The sequence below is a fragment of the Schauerella aestuarii genome, from assembly GCF_009866805.1.
Classification (GTDB): domain Bacteria; phylum Pseudomonadota; class Gammaproteobacteria; order Burkholderiales; family Burkholderiaceae_B; genus Schauerella; species Schauerella aestuarii.
Map to the genome: position 1 here is coordinate 421,193 of NZ_SIZW01000040.1, position 16,533 is coordinate 437,725.

At 61.4% G+C, this 16,533-nt stretch carries 15 protein-coding genes and 2 tRNA genes; 13 read left to right on the forward strand and 4 right to left on the reverse strand.

Annotated elements, in window-relative coordinates; all coding sequences use genetic code 11:
* Nucleotides 1-160 precede the first annotated feature (160 nt).
* Nucleotides 161-248 (reverse strand) — tRNA-Ser (locus EYW45_RS08775).
* 152 nt (nucleotides 249-400) lie between these two features.
* On the opposite strand from EYW45_RS08775, the gene EYW45_RS08780 reads away from it, so the two are divergent.
* The 4 genes from EYW45_RS08780 (at nucleotide 401) to EYW45_RS08795 (ending at nucleotide 2,973) form a co-directional block, all read left to right on the forward strand.
* On the forward strand, nucleotides 401-1,378 hold the full coding sequence (locus tag EYW45_RS08780; protein WP_161134983.1) for an NAD(P)H-quinone oxidoreductase: 978 nt from the start codon (nucleotides 401-403) through the stop codon (nucleotides 1,376-1,378).
* Between the two features lie 87 nt (nucleotides 1,379-1,465).
* A complete protein-coding gene (gene tpiA / locus EYW45_RS08785) occupies nucleotides 1,466-2,254 on the forward strand; it encodes a triose-phosphate isomerase (protein ID WP_161134984.1) in 789 nt (262 codons plus the stop codon).
* Nucleotides 2,255-2,277: 23 nt separating this feature from the next.
* On the forward strand, nucleotides 2,278-2,760 hold the full coding sequence (gene secG, locus EYW45_RS08790; protein ID WP_161134985.1) for a preprotein translocase subunit SecG: 483 nt from the start codon (nucleotides 2,278-2,280) through the stop codon (nucleotides 2,758-2,760).
* 128 nt (nucleotides 2,761-2,888) lie between these two features.
* Nucleotides 2,889-2,973 (forward strand) — tRNA-Leu (locus EYW45_RS08795).
* Nucleotides 2,974-4,205: 1,232 nt separating this feature from the next.
* Here EYW45_RS08795 and EYW45_RS08800 read toward each other — a convergent pair.
* Both EYW45_RS08800 and EYW45_RS08805 read right to left on the reverse strand, forming a co-directional pair.
* Nucleotides 4,206-4,442 (reverse strand): hypothetical protein, encoded by a 237-nt coding sequence (locus EYW45_RS08800; protein WP_161134986.1) that lies wholly within the window; start codon nucleotides 4,440-4,442, stop codon nucleotides 4,206-4,208.
* Nucleotides 4,443-4,567: 125 nt separating this feature from the next.
* A complete protein-coding gene (locus tag EYW45_RS08805; RefSeq protein ID WP_161135406.1) occupies nucleotides 4,568-5,434 on the reverse strand; it encodes a DMT family transporter in 867 nt (288 codons plus the stop codon).
* A gap of 365 nt (nucleotides 5,435-5,799) precedes the next feature.
* Between EYW45_RS08805 and EYW45_RS08810 the strand changes: the two genes are divergently transcribed.
* From EYW45_RS08810 to EYW45_RS08850, 9 genes are all read left to right on the forward strand, one after another.
* A complete protein-coding gene (locus EYW45_RS08810; RefSeq protein WP_161134987.1) occupies nucleotides 5,800-7,308 on the forward strand; it encodes an FAD-binding oxidoreductase in 1,509 nt (502 codons plus the stop codon).
* 38 nt (nucleotides 7,309-7,346) lie between these two features.
* On the forward strand, nucleotides 7,347-7,646 hold the full coding sequence (locus EYW45_RS08815; RefSeq protein ID WP_161134988.1) for a hypothetical protein: 300 nt from the start codon (nucleotides 7,347-7,349) through the stop codon (nucleotides 7,644-7,646).
* Nucleotides 7,639-9,204 (forward strand): xylulokinase, encoded by a 1,566-nt coding sequence (gene xylB, locus EYW45_RS08820; protein ID WP_161134989.1) that lies wholly within the window; start codon nucleotides 7,639-7,641, stop codon nucleotides 9,202-9,204. The genes EYW45_RS08815 and xylB overlap by 8 nt, the downstream gene beginning before the upstream one ends.
* Nucleotides 9,205-9,206: 2 nt before the next feature.
* Entirely contained in the window at nucleotides 9,207-10,340 is a 1,134-nt protein-coding gene (locus tag EYW45_RS08825; RefSeq protein ID WP_161134990.1) for an ABC transporter ATP-binding protein, read from the forward strand.
* Between the two features lie 57 nt (nucleotides 10,341-10,397).
* On the forward strand, nucleotides 10,398-11,744 hold the full coding sequence (locus EYW45_RS08830) for an ABC transporter substrate-binding protein (protein ID WP_161134991.1): 1,347 nt from the start codon (nucleotides 10,398-10,400) through the stop codon (nucleotides 11,742-11,744).
* A gap of 76 nt (nucleotides 11,745-11,820) precedes the next feature.
* Nucleotides 11,821-12,708, forward strand: a complete 888-nt coding sequence (locus tag EYW45_RS08835; protein ID WP_235938974.1) for a carbohydrate ABC transporter permease — start codon at nucleotides 11,821-11,823, stop codon at nucleotides 12,706-12,708.
* Entirely contained in the window at nucleotides 12,705-13,544 is an 840-nt protein-coding gene (locus tag EYW45_RS08840; protein WP_161134992.1) for a carbohydrate ABC transporter permease, read from the forward strand. Before EYW45_RS08835 ends, EYW45_RS08840 begins: the two co-directional genes overlap by 4 nt.
* A 3-nt stretch (nucleotides 13,545-13,547) precedes the next feature.
* The gene (locus EYW45_RS08845) at nucleotides 13,548-14,318 is read left to right on the forward strand and encodes an SDR family NAD(P)-dependent oxidoreductase (protein ID WP_161134993.1); all 771 of its coding nucleotides are present in this window, start codon (nucleotides 13,548-13,550) and stop codon (nucleotides 14,316-14,318) included.
* Entirely contained in the window at nucleotides 14,318-15,439 is a 1,122-nt protein-coding gene (locus EYW45_RS08850; RefSeq protein WP_161134994.1) for an iron-containing alcohol dehydrogenase, read from the forward strand. The genes EYW45_RS08845 and EYW45_RS08850 overlap by 1 nt, the downstream gene beginning before the upstream one ends.
* Here EYW45_RS08850 and EYW45_RS08855 read toward each other — a convergent pair.
* Nucleotides 15,429-16,472: a LacI family DNA-binding transcriptional regulator gene (locus EYW45_RS08855; RefSeq protein WP_161134995.1), complete on the reverse strand. Its 1,044-nt coding sequence runs from the start codon at nucleotides 16,470-16,472 to the stop codon at nucleotides 15,429-15,431. The genes EYW45_RS08850 and EYW45_RS08855 overlap by 11 nt on opposite strands.
* Between the last annotated feature and the right edge of the window lie 61 nt (nucleotides 16,473-16,533).

A 16,533-nucleotide genomic window follows, 5' to 3' on the forward strand; every position in this document is an offset into this window, starting at 1 on the left:
AGGTGCGCGCGCATGCCGGCGGCAGGCCGCATCACCTGTAAGAAGGCTTGGAATATACGGGGCGCCGAAGCACGGTCAATGCGGGAACAGCAGCCAAATATGGGGTGCTTTCCTGGTTTCAGGCCAATGACAGCTTTGCCGGGAGGCATCTTCGCCGTCATGGCGGAAGCGGTGAGATTCGAACTCACGAAAGGTTGCCCTTTGCCGGTTTTCAAGACCGGTGCAATCGACCACTCTGCCACGCTTCCTGTCTCGTGCCGCCCCGTGTGGGGCGATCTCGGCACGGGCGCAATATATCCCTGTGCCGCCGAGGGGCCGAATTATATCCTGACCGCCACTTCAGGTATCTTGTGGGCTGAAAATATGGGTGTGACCCTATCAAGCAAGAGGAGTGAGATCGATGCGCGCAGTTGAAATTACGCAGCCGGGAGGCCCTGAAGTATTGGTGGCCTGTGAACGCCCCACGCCCGAGCCTGGCGCCGGCGAGGTGCTGATCAAGGTGACCGCGGCAGGTATCAACCGCCCGGATGTGTTCCAGCGGCAAGGCAATTACGCACCGCCGCCCGGCACCTCGGATATCCCGGGGCTGGAAGTCGCGGGTGAGATTGTGAAAGGCGATGCGGCAGCGGGCGGCTTCAAGATCGGCGATCGCGTATGTGCATTGATCGCCGGCGGCGGCTATGCCGAATATGCCGTGGCGCCGGCCGTACAGTGCATGCCGATTCCGGAGGGGCTGTCGGACATCGAAGCCGCCGGTCTGCCGGAAACGTACTTCACGGTGTGGAGCAACGTTTTCATGCGTGGGCAATTGAAGGGCGATGAAACCCTGCTGGTGCATGGCGGCGCGAGCGGCATCGGCACGACCGCGATTCAGATTGCCCGCGCCATGGGGCACACGGTGTATGCCACCGTGGGGAGCGATGACCGTGCACGCGCCGTCGAGAAGCTGGGTGCCGCGCACGGGATCAACTACAAAACGGAAGATTTTGTGGTCGAAATCGCGCGTCTGACGGATAAGAAGGGCGTGGATGTGATCCTGGATATGGTGGCGGGCGACTACGGCCCTCGCAACGTGCAGGCACTGGCCGATGACGGCCGTGTGGTCGTCATCGCCTTGTTGGGCGGGTCGAAGGGCACGCTGGACTTCAACCAGATCATGCGCCGCCGCCTGACCATCACCGGATCCACATTGCGGCCGAGGCCGATTTCGTTCAAGGCCGAGATTGCGCGTGAGCTGCGCGAACAAGTGTGGCCGCTGCTGACGGACAAGAAGATCAAGCCGATCATTCACGCGACGTTTCCGCTGGCGGATGCGTCGAAGGGGCATGCCATGATGGACGCCGGTGAGCAGATCGGGAAAATCATCTTGACCGTATAACAACGGTGTCATACGCGTTGGTCCACAAAAGGATACAATAGTGGGTTCGACCCGGACCGATTCGGGCACCTACTAGACAAACGCGACATGACATCTGCCAATTCAGCCACTGCGGCTCGCCCCCGCCTCGTGCTGGGCAACTGGAAAATGCACGGCAATCTGGCCGACAACGCCCGGTTGCTCAGCCAGTTGCACGCTGTAGCCGCTGCCGACGGCACGCTCTCCGCCCGATGCGCCATCGGCGTGTGCGTGCCGTTTCCCTATCTTGCCCAAGTGGCTGCCGCGCTGGCGGACAGCCCGGTCTCGTGGGGCGCGCAAGATGTGAGCGTGCACGAGCAGGGTGCCTATACCGGCGAAGTCTCGGGCACGATGCTGCGCGACTTCGGTTGCCGTTGGGCCTTGGTCGGTCACTCCGAGCGCCGCATGTATCACGGTGAATCGGATCAGTTGGTGGCCGAGAAAGCTCAGGCGGCACTCAAGGCGGGTTTGACGCCCGTCGTGTGTGTAGGCGAAACGCTGCAGGATCGCGAAGCGGGCAATACGCTTGCCGTGATCGAGCGTCAATTGGCGCCCGTGCTGGCGCTGGGGGCTGAAAGCCTGGGCAAGATGGTGCTGGCGTACGAGCCCGTCTGGGCCATCGGCACCGGCCTTACCGCCACACCCGAGCAAGCGCAGGAAGTGCACAGCGCGATTCGCGTCGCGTTGAGCGGTCTGGGCGCGCCGCAAGTACAAGTGTTGTATGGCGGCAGCGTGAAGGCAGCCAATGCCGCCACATTGTTCACCATGCCCGATATCGATGGCGCGCTCGTGGGTGGCGCATCGTTGGTAGCGGAAGAATTCTGGCGTATCGCCGCGGCCGAAACGGCCACCGTTTAAGTATCCGTAGTCGGAGTCTGTAAATGTCGTCAATGCTTACCATCGTGCTGATCGTCCAAGTTGTATCGGCACTGTCCATCATCGTTCTCGTGTTGCTGCAGCAAGGAAAGGGCGCCGACATGGGCTCGGCCTTCGGCACCGGCTCGGCCGGCAGCCTGTTCGGCGCGTCCGGCGCGGCCAACTTCCTGTCGCGTGCGACGAAGTGGGCAGCGGTGATCTTCTTTGCTTCCACCGCCGCATTGGCGTGGATGGGCCATCGTGGCGGCGCCACGGGCGCCGACTCGGGCCTGATGCAAAACTTCACGCCGGCCGATCGCTCCGTGCCGACGGCACCGGGCGCAGTGCCCCCGCCCGCCGGCTCGTCGGTGCCTGGCGCCGGTACGTCGACCGTGCCCGCCGCACCGGCCGCCCCAAGCGGTGCTGCCGTGCCGGCAGCCCCCGCCACCGGCGGCGCAACGGTACCCAGCGCACCCGCGCCGGCGACCGCGCCCGCCCCGGCAAAGTAAGTCGCTAGACGATCGAAGAAGGGGCCGCAAAATATCGCGGCCGTTTTTTCGATAGTGCGAACAAAGCATCAAAAGTTCGTGCTAGAATCTTGGTCTTTCCAGATCAATGGATTTGGAAAGACGGTCAAGCCGACGTGGTGAAATTGGTAGACACGCTATCTTGAGGGGGTAGTGGCGAAAGCTGTGCGAGTTCGAGTCTCGCCGTCGGCACCAAGAATTAAGATCGCAAGATCTGAGTGAATATGAAAAGCCCGCCAGAACGAAAGTTCGGCGGGCTTTTTCTCATGGTTTTGATAGTGTCTTAAGGTTAAGAGACTCCAACCACAACGGCATTGCTCCGGGCCGGGCGCGTCGGGAGAATTGAGAATAGGCTTGTGCTGGATTCAGCGCATCGTTGAAGTGTCCAAGCGCTATAGCCGTAACTGAAGGCCTTCAATTAGCACTCGCGCAGAAACTCGCTTTGATGGCTGAGCCCCCATGCGTTCTCCACAGTTTTCTGCGAGCAACTCGGTGTGTATTTCTGCGGAGGTACAACGCAGACCAGATGATCGCGCTCACCCCTTCTATGCATTCGCGCCCATCTCATGACTACTGGGCGGCTTGAGGGGTACGGCCACAAAGACGAACCAAGGTTCGAGTATTGAGGGCAAGGACGGCATGGCGCAGTTCGATAACGACACCGCGCGTGCCGTCGATTACGCCCACAGTATCCCGCATCAGATCCAGTTTAGCGGCCAAGAAATTGATCTCGAAGCGATGATAATATTGTAAATTAGATTAACAAAATATCAGAAAGCTGTAATCTTAAAGGGCGAGAACTTCAAGTCCATCAAACAATCCGCACTGTCTGACAGAGCGATGATGGTGACCACAAAGAGGGAAAGGTAATGCGCGGACAATATTCAGCTTTTACCTTTGCAGTAGTTCTTGCAGTCGTCTCGTTCGTGGCTCCAGGCACAGGCTGGGCGAGGAACTGCAAGACGGGCCAACCGTGTGGAAACTCCTGTATTTCATGGAGTAAAACATGTCGAATCGGCTCCGGATCGTTCAGCGGCAGCTATAACACCGCGCCCGCCGCGCTGGCGGCGCCTGCCGCGACGGCAGTGAGCAAAGTGGTACCGGTTTCCAAGGCACCGCCACGGGAGGCAGGGGCGCTAGAACAGCAACGTACACTCGCCGTGGATGGGGCGGCATTTGAGTGGCCTGACTTTGAAGCGCCTGTGGCGGCCCATATTGCGAAGGGGTCGAAAGTGAGCGTCTACAGCAAACACCGCGAGTGGATACGAATATCGCCAGATCGAACGTTCCCAATCCAATGGGTTCCCGGTTCTGTCCTTGTGGCGCGCTGATGGGTGAACGTTCCTAACGTCTTGGTGCGCCAGAGATTGCAATCTACCGCATGATGGAATATCTGCAACCGCCTCTCTGAATGCTTCTCGGAAAGCTTACGGGTGAGTGTCGTCGCTCGCGTGCCCCGATGACGTGTGCATCAAACCGTCGTTCCAGCCTGAGTCGATATCCCGTGTGATGGCTGCATTCAGCAGGCGTTCGGCACGTCTGAGTTCATAACAGGCTTGAGCATAAGCCGCGTATCTGGCCGAGCTGATCTTCATCGCAGGGCCATTTTGAAATTCCAGCACGATTCGCTGGGCATTCTTCAGATGTTTGAGTGCGCTTTCCATTTGTTTTTGACGTTGATGGGCAGTGGTTTCATCAAAGCAAGAGGCATACCGAAAACGCGAATTTCGGCAAAGTCTGAAAATAAGGAAGTTTCATTCGGCTTCAGATTAGTCGGCCGATCAAGCTTCTACCGCGCAAATCGCCGCGTGCCCGCCACGCACAGCACCACTGCCGAGGTCGCCACCACCATCGACCATGCAACGGGCTCGCGCAGTAGCAACGCCGCCAGCGCCAGGCCCATGAAAGGCTGGAGCAATTGGAGTTGGCCCACCGCTGCAATACCGCCTTGCGCCAAGCCGCGATACCAGAAGAAAAAACCGATAAGCATGCTGAATAGCGATACGTAAGCCAGGCCGCCCCAGGCTTGCCACGTGATCTCGCCCCAGGCGGCGGGGGCGATCAGTGCACTTGCGATTGCCATGAAAGGCAGGCAAACCACGAGCGCCCATGAAATCACCTGCCAGCCGCCAAGGTGACGCGACAGGCGAGCGCCTTCGGCGTAGCCAAAGCCGCACACGATGACTGCCGCAAGCATGTACAGATCGCCGATCAAGGACGATGGGCCGTCGTGCTTGAGAAACGCGAAACTCCCCACACAGGCGCTGCCAAGCATCGCAAACAACCAGAATGCAGGCCGAGGCCGCTCGCCGCCGCGCACGACGGCGAAGATCGCGGTGGCCAAGGGCAGTAAACCAATGAAGACGACCGAGCGCGCTGCGGTGATGTGTGTGAGCGCGAGTGCCGTCAGAAGCGGAAATCCCACCACCACGCCGAGAGCGATCCAGACGAGCGGCATCATGTCGCGGTTTGCCGGCCGGTGAACGCGGAAGATCAGCAGCAACGCGAGTGCAGCCACGCCGGCGATCGTGGCGCGCGCCGTGGTCAGAAATATGGGATCGAAGCCGGCAACGGCCAAGCGTGTGGCCGGGAGCGAACCGCTGAAGATCAAGACGCCGATCGCGCCATTGAGCCAGCCGCTGGATTGGGTTTTCATCATGGCAATCAAGGTGAACCGATCTGGATCATGCCGGATGTGCCCGATGATCGCCATGCACGCCCGATCGCATCTTGAGTCGCCCTGTATTGGCATTCGCGCCGATACAGTTCCGTTCGGCGGCGTCGTCCCCGCCGGAAGGTTGATCACGTTTTCCCTCAGTTCCGAAATTTACTGTTGACACAAGTTTGCGTGGTGCTAGAGTACGAACAAACGTTTGCGCAAATGTGCATGCGACAAGAAGAACGCATACGGAGACACGTCATGAGATCCAGTTTCGCTGGTCCTGGCACGCGCTGCCCGGCCCTCGCTGAAGTCGAGTTCCACGTCGAAGTTGAAGTCATGATCGCTAAGGTGCGAACATCATGAGCGGCGTAACGGTTTTCCCGGTCGACGGTGCGTCGCACGATGCGATTCCAGCCGAGTGGCGGGCGCATACCTTGTCGGATGCCCATCGGGCGCAGTTGGTGAAACTGGTAGGCGAAGGAGGGGTGCTGACGGCGCCTGCCGATCGATACACCTACTGCCGCGACCGTTTGCCTTTCGGCACGTTTCGTTTACGGGTGGGCAAATTGCCTGCCACATTGCCCGCTGCCATTGTGTGCCCCGCCGATGAGGCCGCGCTGCAGGCCGTCATCGCCTGGGCGGTGGAGGCACAGATTGCGCTGATTCCGTTCGGCGCGGGTTCTGGCGTGCTGGGTGGCACGATGCCCTTGAACTGCGAGGTGATGGTCGACCTGAAGCGCATGAACCGCATCGTCGAGATCAACGAGATCGATGGCACGGTCACGGTGCAAGCCGGCATGAACGGCGGGCAGTTTGAAGCGGCGCTCAATGCGCGCGGGTACACGGCCGGGCATTTGCCGCAGTCGATCAATATGTCGACGGTGGGCGGCTGGGCGGCCTGTCGCGGCGCGGGGCAGGCGTCGTCCCGCTACGGCAAGATCGAAGACATGGTCGTGGGCTTGAAAGCGCTGCTCCCCAACGCGCAACCTTTGGAAGTACGCGCCGTCGCGCGGCGTGCCGTGGGCCCCAGCATCAAGGACCTCATGGTGGGTTCCGAAGGAGTGTTCGGGTTTATTACGCAACTCACTTTGCGCATGTGGCGGCTGCCGGCTCATGAAGCTGGAGCGGTGCTGGCCTTTCCCACGTTGCAGGCGGGGTTTGACGCACTGCGCGAGATTATCCAAAGCGAGCTTCGTCCTGCGGTGATGCGTTTGTATGACGAGATGGAAAGCCATCAGCGCACCAAGGATATTGCGGCGTTCGCGCACAAGCCGATCCTGTGCATCCTGAAGTTCAGCGGTTTGCGCGAGCTGGCCGAAGTGGAGCAGCGCCTGTCGCTGGCGATCTGCGCTGCGCACGGCGGCGAGTTGACCGACGATGGGCCGTACCGGCATTGGGAAACAACGCGGTATCAGTCGTATTCGATCCAATGGCAAACCGGCGGCTATTACATGGACACGATCGAAGTGACCGGCACGTGGACCGGCTTGCCGCATATGTATGCCGCGATGAGCGAGGCGGTGCATGCCCTGCATCCGGACATCCATTTCGGCGCGCACTGGTCGCATATTTACGCCGAGGGTGCCTGTCAGTACATGACGGTGCGCTTGCCGCCGATGCCGGACGACGATGTGGCGTTGGCGCTCCATCGCAAAGCCTGGGATGTGGTCGAGCGTTTGTGTCTGGCGCACGGCGGATCGATCGCTCATCACCACGGCGCGGGACTCTTTCGCAATGCCTGGCTGCGCGAAGAGCTCAACACCGGAATGGATGTGCTGCAGATCATCAAGGACGGCATCGATCCCGGCAACCTGCTCAATCCAGGCAAGCTCGGTTTGCGTGCCGCGCCAGGTGCAATCGTTCTGTAGTCCTCGTTTGCTTATCCGACCTCATTCGCGGAGTCGACATGCCGTTGTTACCCGAAGATATTGCGACGTTGAACACCTGTGCATTCTGTCCCAACACGTGCCGCCCCTCCTATCCAGCGCGGGCCGACCTGCAGATCGAGGCGCAGACGCCGTCGGCATTGAGTCTGCTCACACTGGCGGTGCTGGCCCGGCGCGTGCAACGCGACAGTGATACGTTGCATGCCCTGTCACGTCGCGATGCCGCAGACGCGAGCCGCGGTCACTGCACCTATGGCTTCGATATGCCTGCCGTACTGACACGCGCGCTGGATCAGACCGAGGATGTCTCTCATGGCTGACTTGGCATCGCAGGCCTGGCTGATGGGCATCGATCTGGGTGCGGGCAGCTTGAAGACGATGGTAGTGACCCCGGACGGTCGTGTGGCGGGCAGCGCCTCGGCTGACGTGGTGACGCATACGCCGCACGCGCGCTGGAGCGAGCAGGATCCGATGGACTGGTGGCGTGCCTTGTGCGAAACCGTGCCGCGCGCCTTGGCCGAAGCAGGCATCGGCGCCGACGCCATTGCCGCGATTTCTTTCAGTGCCGGTGCGCACACGCCGGTTCTGGAAGACGCCGACGGCCGCGTCTTGCGGCCCGCCATATTGTGGAGTGACCAACGCAGTGGCGCGGAGGTGGCCGAGCTGTTGAATCGGCATGGCGATCGTATTTTCGAGCTGTCGATGAACCGTCCCTCGCCGACCTGGACGATGCCGCAGTTCATGTGGCTGACCCGGCATGAGCCCGATGTGGTACGCGCCACGCGGCGGGTATACGTCGCCAAGGATTGGTTGCGATCGCGTTTGACCGGCGATTGGGTCACCGATCGCACAGAGGCTGTGGGCACGATGCTGTTCGATACAGCACGCGATGCATGGTCTGCCGAATTGTGCGACATGATTGGCTGGGATGTCGCCACCTTGCCGCCGCTCACGACGCCCGCAAGCGTGGTGGGCGAGGTGAGTGCGGCCGCAGCGCTTCAGTCGGGCTTGCGCGCCGGCACGCCGGTGGTTTGCGGCACGTCCGACACATCGATCGAGACCTTTGGCGCCGGCTCAGTGCGCCCGGGCGACGGCACGATCAAGCTGGCGACCGCCGGCACGGTCAGTGTGGTGGGCGACCGGCCGCAGTTGCACCCCAGCCTGATCAACTACCCCTTGGCCGTTCCCGGCCTTTGGTACGCGATCAGCGGCACCAATAGCTGTGCCTCGGCGCATCGTTGGTTGCGCGATGCCTTTTTCATGGCGCCGGGCCGCAAGGGCAGCGAGGTGTTCGCCGAGATGGATGCCATGGCCGCGCAAATCGCGCCCGGGGCGGATGGCCTTCTGTTCCATCCCTATCTGCAAGGCGAACGTGCGCCCTATTGGGATCCCATGCTGCGCGCCGATTTTGTGGGATTGACGTTCGCGCACCATCGCGGTCATCTGGTGCGCGCCTTGTACGAAGGGATTGCGTTTTCGTTGCGCGATGTGCTTGAGCAATTCCGGGCGTTGAAGATGCCGATGGCGTCTGCACGGATCATTGGGGGTGGGGCGCATAGTGCCACCTGGCGGCAGATCGTGGCCGATGTGCTCGATCTCGAGATTCATCTGCCCGAAACGGTGGACGCGTCATATGGGGCAGCATTGTTGGCGGGCGTGGGGGTGGGGGTGTTCGGCAGCGAACGTGAGGCAGCAGCCTGTGCGCGCGTGATTGCCACGGCCCGGCCCGATGCCGCGCGCGCCGCGTTCTACGACGATCTCTTTGCGCTTTACAAGCAGGCGCAGGCGGGCCTGGCACCGGTGTCGCATGGCCTGGCGCGATTGACCCAACCCCGTGCAGTGGCGCAGTCCGCGCCGGCGCTTACGGCAGCGAGGTAGCCATGGCAGGCATCGTTCTCGATCGAGTCAAGAAACGGTTTGGCGCCGTCGATGTGGTGGAGTCGCTATCGCTCGAGGTGGCCGACGGCGAGTTCGTGGTGCTGGTGGGGCCGTCGGGGTGTGGGAAGTCGACGACGTTGCGCATTGTGGCGGGCCTGGAAGATCTGACGGGGGGAACCGTGTCCATCGGCGGGCGGGATGTGACGGCGTTGGAGCCCAAGGATCGCAACATTGCGATGGTGTTTCAGAACTACGCCCTTTATCCGCACAAAACGGTTTATGAGAATCTCGCCTTCGGCCTGCGCCTTCGCAAAACGCCGGCTGAAGATATCAAGACGCAAGTGAATTGGGCCGCCGGGATGTTGGGCATCGAGAAGCTGCTCGATCGCAAGCCGCGCCAGCTGTCCGGTGGCCAGATGCAGCGCGTGTCGTTGGGCAGGGCGCTGGTGCGCCGCCCTGACGCGTTCCTGCTCGATGAACCGCTCTCGAATCTGGATGCCAAACTGCGCGTGCATATGCGTGAGGAAATCGGACTCCTGCACAAACGTATCGGCACCAGCATGATCTACGTCACCCACGATCAGGTCGAGGCCATGACGCTGGGCGATCGCATCGTGGTGATGCATGGCGGGCGGGCGCAGCAGATTGGCACACCACTGAACATCTACGATGAGCCGGCCAACCGGTTCGTGGCGGGATTTCTGGGCGCACCCGAAATGAACTTCATTGAGGGTACGGTGGCTGCGAACGACGGCACCTTGCGGTTTTCCGGCGGCGGCATCGACGTAACGGTGCCGACGGGACGGTTCGTGCTGCCCCCAGGCGCAGGACCGCATCCCGTCACGTTGGGGATCCGCCCGGAGCATCTGCGTCTCGATGGCCATGCGGCACCGGGCACGGTTGGGATCGCCGATCACATCCATCTCTCGGCAACGGTCAAGCTCATCGAACAGATGGGCGCGCAAACCATGATGATTTGCGACACCGGCGACGGTCGCGCGTTGCGCGTGCTCTCCGAACGCAGTGACGATCACCGAGTGGGTGCGTCTTGCGCATTGGCGGTATGCCGTACGCGCGTGCATCTTTTCGACACGACGACAGGAACGAGTTTATTGAACGCAGCACCGCTGCAGTAACCCTCTCACGGCCGTACCGACAACAAGACGCCTGAGCGTCTGCTCCAGGAGACATACATGGCTATCGATCACACCTGCACGCGCGACAAGCGCCTGGCCGCCTCTGACGCGGTAACGCCCAGCAGTCAAACGCGACGAACGTTGCTTAAAACGGCGGCGGCCGGCGCGGCGGTCCTGATGGCGCCGGCCATTCACGCGCAGCAGAAGACGATTCGATTCCTGAACGGGGAACCTTCGCGGGAGTCGGTTGCAGCGCTGCGTAATGTGGCCGCAGAGTACGAGAAGAAGACGGGCGTGAAGGTCGTCATCGATACGGTGCCGTCGGACGAGTCATTCGGCAAAATCCAGGCGTCCATCTCTTCGGGCGCGCCTTACGACATCGGCACGCTGGCGTTTGCGGGCCACGTGCTGATCCTTGCGGACGCGGGAAAACTGGTGCCGCTCACCTCGCTGGTCAGCCGCTACAAGTGGGGGCCGCGCATCATGTTCCCCATCAATAACGAGCAGTATTGGTATCCCTACGACTACAACTTCTGCTGGCTGTACTACCGCAAGGATCTTTATCAGGCGAAGAACCTGAAAGTACCCACCACGTGGGATGAAATGGTGCACAACACGACCGCGTTGACCGGCGACAACCGCTTCGGCTGCGCGCAGCCGCTGGGTGCCAATCAGGCGGCGCAGTGGATGAGTTTGGGGTACATGTGGGCCGATGGGGTGTCGATGCTGGACGACAACTTCAAGCTCATCCTGGACAGCCCGACAATCAAGCCGCGGGCGGCGGCCTACCTCGACATGATGAAGCGTCTGTATCCCACGATGCCGCCGGGGATGACGCAGGCCGTGTTCGCGACCGTGTTGGGGCAGTATTCTGGCGGTCAGATTGCACACGCGCCGTATGCCGGCCGCCTCATGGAAGTGCTCGATCAGCGCGCGCCGGAATTGGCCGCGCAAACGGGCGTCTTCATGTACCCGGACAGTACCGGGCGGGCTCGGGCGGTCAATCACGGCTACGACGGATGGGTGGTGCTCGATACGCCGATGCGGGAAGAGTCGCTCAAGTTCATGGAATGGTTTACCGAAAATCACTACATCGATTTTCTCCATTCGGCGCCGCTGCATTTCCAACCGCCACGCATGGATGTGTATGACGACAAGCGGTGGCAGGACAACGCGATGATCAAGAAATACGCCGAACTGGTGACGTTCATGAAGAGCATTCTGACGCGCGACGACGTCATCATCCGGTCGGTGGACACGGAAGGGCCGCGGATCGATCTGCGGCCGGCCAAGATGTTCGAAACCTACGCCATATGCGAGGCGATCCAGAACCGATTGCTGAAGGATATGCCGGCCAATGAAGCGCTGGAGCTGGCCTGCGCCAAGTACCGCACGGTGTTGTAGCGCCAGCGCGTGCGGAGACGGCGCGATCGCGCACCCGCACGCGTTATTTCACGTCGTTCATTTTCGGCCGAAGCTTATGCAATCCTTTCGAACGTCCAGCGATCGTCGTCTGTTGATGCTCTTCATCGTGTGCGTGGGCGCTACCTTGCTGCTGATTCTGGGCCCCGTGCTGCATGCGATCCAACTCAGTCTGTACGAGGCGACTTCGTTCGTGTCGGCGCGCAAGTGGGTGGGGCTCTCGAACTATGCCCGCATCATCGTCGACCCGGCATTCTGGCATTCACTGACCGTGGGACTGGTGTTTTCCGTCAGCGCCATCGTGCTGCAGGTGCTGCTGGGCATTGCCTTCGCGCTCTTGCTGGATCAGTCGTTTCCCGGGCGCGCGCTAATGCGTGGCATTGCCATTCTGCCCTACATGCTGCCCACGGTCGTCATCGCGATCACCGCACAATGGCTGCTCGACGGCAGCCTCGGACTCGTCACGCACTGGGCACAGGATCTGGGGTTTGCGCGGCCAGCCTGGTTTGAGAATGGACCGGCGGCGTTGTCGGTGGTTATCACGGCAAGTGTGTGGACATGGACACCCTTCGTGACGGTATGCTTCCTGGCCGCGTTGCAGACGGTGCCCGGCTCCCTTTACGAAGCGGCACGCGTGGATGGCGCGGGGCCGATCGCGCGGTTTTTTCACATCACCTTACCGATGCTGGTGCCGATGTTGATGGTGGTGGTGCTGTTGCGCAGCATCTGGATGTTCAACAAGTTCGATATTGTGTGGTTGCTGACCAAGGGTGGCCCCTTGTCGGCCACGGAGCATCTGCCGATTCTGGCGTACCGCCGCGCGTTCATGCAGTTCGACGTGGGTGGGGGCGCAACCGTGGCCACGCTATCGTTTCTGCTGCTGTCGATACTCCTGGCAATCTATTTTCATTTCGTGCCGCTTGACGACAAGGAGGCGCGCTCATGAGCCAGCGTCGTAGCGTGGCCGGGCATGCCGGCTTGTTCATCGGCGTGCTGCTGATGGCGATCTGGTCGTTCTTTCCGATCTACTGGATGATCGTGTCGAGCCTGCGGCCCGAGCGCGACATCTTCAGCGTGCCCAGCCTTATCCCCAAAACGATCGACCCAGGATTGCAGTCCTACAAGAATCTGCTGCACTTGACCGACTACTGGCAGCAGTTCATGAACAGCCTGATCGTTGCCGGCGCGGTCGTGGCGGTCAGCTTGGTGGTGTCGGTCGTGGTCGCTTACGTGGTGTCGCGCTTCAAGGTGCCGGGCAAGTCGCTCATCATCAGCAGCATGCTTTACGCCTATATGTTCCCGCCGCTGCTGCTGGCGATTCCGCTACTGGCGATATTCGCGCGCTGGGGCTTGGCGGATAGTCTCTTCTCGGTGGTGGTGGCGCATTGCACGATGACGATTCCCTTAGGTGTGTGGCTGTTGTGGGGCTTTTTCAAGGCCATGCCCATGCACCTCGAAGAAGCTGCCATGGTCGATGGCTGCACACGCGCGCAGGCCTTCTACAAAGTAGTGCTGCCGTTGTCGTTGCCCGGCATTGTGACCGTGGCGATTTTTTCGTTTCTGTTGTCGTGGACGGACTACGTATTTGCGTTCGTGCTGCTCAGCAGCGACAGCCAGCAGACGTTGCCTGTGGGGCTGGCGGCCATTCTCGGCTCGTTCGATGCGCGTTGGGGCGAGTTGATGGCAGGCGCCACGCTGATCACGCTGCCGCTGTTAGTGATGTTTACCTTTCTCAGCCGCTATTTCATACAAGGACTGGCGGCCGGTGCAGTCAAAGGATGAACGATGGATCTCGGGTTGAAGGATGGTGTGGCACTGATCACGGGCGGCGGCGGCGGCATCGGTGCGGCCGAGGCGTTGTGCTTCTCGCAGGAGGGCATGTGCATCGCGATCAACGACATCGACGCGACAGCTGCGCAGCGGGTCGTGGATGGGCTGCGCGATCGCGGGATCAACGCAGCTGCCTTCTGCGGCGATGCGTGCGATGAGGATGCCGTCCAGCGTGTGGTGGACGATGTATTGAAGCATTTCGGACGCCTCGACGTGCTGGTCAATAACGCGGGCATCGGCGTCAAACCCGCCTACGCCGTGGCCGATATGCCGCTAGCGGCTTGGGACGGGATGCTGCAATCCCATCTGCGCAGCACGTTCCTCTTTTCGCGCGCAGCATTCAAACCGATGCGTGCGGCAAAGTTCGGCCGCATCGTCAATACCTCGTCGATGAACTTTACCGGCGGCGGGCGGCCCGGCGTGGCGCACTATGCTGCAGCCAAGGCCGGTATTGCCGGCTTCACGCGCACGTTGGCCAAGGAGGCCGGCCCATATGGCATTACGGCGAATGCCATCGCACCGGGCTACGTGGAAACGGCATTGATCGATGGCTTCACTGATGATATGCGAGCACGGCTCTACCGGCAGAATCCGGTGGGACGGCCTTGCCGACCGGATGAGGTGGCTGCGCTGGTCGCTTTTCTGGCGTCTGGCCAAGCCGCCTTCATCAATGGCGCGCTGGTGTGCATGGACGGTGGGCGGCGCGACTTTTATTGGGGCGAGTGATGGTCAGAACAATCGGCTTTCCGGGACGTTATACGCAAGGGCCCGACGCGATCCTGGCACTACCGGACTTGCTGGCCGAGTTGGGTTGCCGGCGCTCGGTGGTGCTGGCCGATGCGGTCGTGCGCGACGCGGTGTGGCTGCCGCTTGAATCTTCGATGGCCCTGCTCGCGTTGGAAACCACGGTGCTGGATTTCCCAGGCGAATGCACGCAGGCGGCGATCGATGGGCTGAGCGCGCAAGCGGTCGAGCGAGCCGCGGATTGTGTGATTGCGTTGGGTGGCGGCAAAACCATCGATACCGCCAAAGGGGTGGCGTTGAGCTGCGGCGCGCAGTTGGTGGTGATCCCGACAATCGCTTCGAACGACTCGCCGACGAGCCGATTGATTGTGCTCTACGACGACCATCATGCCGTGGCGGGGGTGCGGCTGATGGCCCGTAACCCGGACGCCGTGATTGTGGACACCACCATCATCGCTCGTGCGCCCGCGCGCTTCTTTGCGGCCGGGCTGGGCGACGCGTTGAGCAAGAAAGACGAAGTAACCCAGTGTCATCTGGCTGGCGGCAACAACTTTTTTGCTACGCCATCTCTACCGGTGGCGCGGCTGCTGGCCGAGCAGTGCTACGCCGATATTCTGGCTTTCGGCGAACAGGCCCTGCGTCAGGTGCGCGACCATCGCACGCCCAATGATGCGGTGGAGCGCGCCGTTCAAGCGAGCGTGCTGTTATCTGGCTTGGCGTTCGAAAGTGGCGGGCTGTCGATCGCGCATGCTTTAACGCGCGGCTTTTCGGCACATCCAGTATTGGGCGCGTTGTTGCACGGCGAAATCGTGGCGTTTGGCGCACTGGTGCAACGTTTCGTTCAGCAGGATGCGCCATCCGCAATCGCCCAACAAGCCGGGCTCACGCGTCGCCTGGGCTTGCCGGTGTGTTTTTCCGATCTGGGCGTGCCTACTCTGCGCGCGGATGAGATCGATGCCATTGCTGCATTGACGTGTCAGGCGCCTTACATCGGCAACGTTGTGCCGCGCGCCGACCGGGCGAGTATTGCCGCCGCGATCGTGGCAACCGACGCACTGGGTCGCGCGTTGGCGCCGTCGGGCGAGGTAGGTATTACGTCGTAGTGGCGGCCGGAGGCGGAGCCGTCGAAGCGCGTGCCACCAGGGCCAGCGGCGCGAACTCGCGATTGGCGCGAGTGCGCGTGCCGTTGATAAGTTCGATCAGCGTCTGCGCGCCCTCGTATCCCATCTGTTCGACCGGCATGCTGACCGTACTCAACTGCGGATACATCACTTCCGCCATGGGGCCGTCGTGAACCGTGATGACGGACATGTCATCGGGCACGGCGATGCGCTGTTCGTGCAGCACCATCATGGCGCCGGTGGCAGCCGTCAATGTGAGCGGGAATACCGCCGTGGGTCGAGGGCCGCCGCGCGCGAGAATCTCTCGCATGGCCGTCGCGCCGCCTTGCACCGTGTAGCCCGAAATAGCCACCAGTGCGGGGTCGTACGCCACCCCCGCAGCGTCGAGCGCCTCGCAGTAGCCCGCTAATCTTCCCGCGCCAAGCGTGGGATGAACCTGGCCTGATAGATACGCGATACGTCGATGCCCAAGGTCGATGAGATGCTGCGTCGCCATGCGTGCTGCCGCGCGGCTGTCGAAGTGGTAGCAGTTGCGGACGCCTTTGACTTTTCGATTGAGCAGCAGAAAGGGTACTCGTGCTTGACGTACAGCGCGCAAGATCGCGCTATTGTCGTCCAGCGTCGTCACCAGTAAGCCATCGACCCGATTGGCTTGCACGATGCGGGCATAAGCGGAGTCGTCCGCGGCATTTTCTTCGATATGTGAAATCACAAGCGAATAACCGCGCTCATAGGCGCCGCGTTCGGCGCCCAGGATGATCTGGTAATACACCGGGTTATCGAGTTGTGGCACCGCAATGCCCAATGTATATGTGCGCGATGTGCGCAGGCCGCGCGCGCTCAGGTTGGGCCGGTAATCCAGCGCCTTGGCTGCTGCCAGAATCCGCTCACGCGTCTCCTCGCGCACCCGCTGGTTCTTGTCGCCACTGAGCACTCGCGAGACGGTCGATAAATCGCAGCTTGCTGCCGCCGCGACATCGCTCAATGTGACGACGACCGTTCCTGGCTTTGGCATAGCATGGATGTCCGTTGAACCAACGCTCGCATTATAAGTGAGCGCCGTGGCGCCGAACAGA